Origin of the sequence: Bowmanella yangjiangensis (assembly GCF_017255015.1) — a bacterium.
GTDB classification, from domain to species: Bacteria; Pseudomonadota; Gammaproteobacteria; order Enterobacterales; family Alteromonadaceae; genus Bowmanella; species Bowmanella yangjiangensis.
Genome location: NZ_JAFKCS010000338.1, coordinates 1 through 860, shown reverse-complemented (window position 1 = coordinate 860; position 860 = coordinate 1). Strand labels below are relative to the sequence as shown.

At 60.7% G+C, this 860-nt stretch carries 1 pseudogene; it reads right to left on the bottom strand.

The annotated features are described in order from the left end of the window. Positions 1-222: 222 nt before the first annotated feature. Positions 223-860 (bottom strand): annotated as a pseudogene (locus J0A65_RS24405) (hypothetical protein); the annotation flags it as partial.

Below are 860 nucleotides of genomic sequence, written 5' to 3'. Positions count from 1 at the left end.
AATCTATCCGAGTCTTTCAGCGCTGCTTTGCGCCGGATGGATAAGCGCATAGACAGTCGACACTACAGACCAACTCGCCTCGGTACGCGGTACGTCACGATTCAAAACTTCGCCAGCTGAGGCTGTGCTCGTCATTGCGCCGACGATAATGCGCATACCCGACCCGACAGGCAGATCAATCTGCGCGCCCAGAGCGCCGGCCATGCGTGCGGTACTCGAAGGTCACTTGAGAACGCCGAGCAGCTTCCACAGGCGCCGGGATTCGGCATCGGCGCTGATCAACTCATCCAGTAGTTCACCGAGCGGCTGGTTGCCCCACTCCACCGCCCTGCGGATGACATAAGGCACCGGGCTGTGCGGTTCGGTCTTGGCCAGATAATCGGCAATCTGTGCCAGTTGCCGATAGGCCTGCTCACGACTGCTGGGTACACCCGCGACAGGCGGCGCTGGGACAGTCGGTTCGGTAGTCGGCTCGTCCATGACGGCATCGCTCTCAGGATTGGATGAATGAGACTCGGCTGGCGGGATGAATTCCTCGAGCTGAGCGCGTAGCTCGATCAATGTATGGCGTAATGAACCGAAGCTGGGCGCCAACTCGGCCAGCCATTCATCGCTCCAGTGATCCAGACGCTCAAGGGCGGCAAGAGCAGCTTGCAGTTCGGCGTCAGCGGTTTGGAAGTCCGTTGCCGGGGTTTGCCTGAGCTTTTCCTGCAGCTTGCGATACTCCAGCCGCGCAGCTTCGGCGGCGATCTTGTCCTGCTTGCTGTCGCTCATCTGCACCTGGCGCTGCTGTAGTTGCAGCCAGTCGTGCAGGGTGACGCCGACATCCAGGCCAAAGAGCGCAACCTGGGTCTGCACGG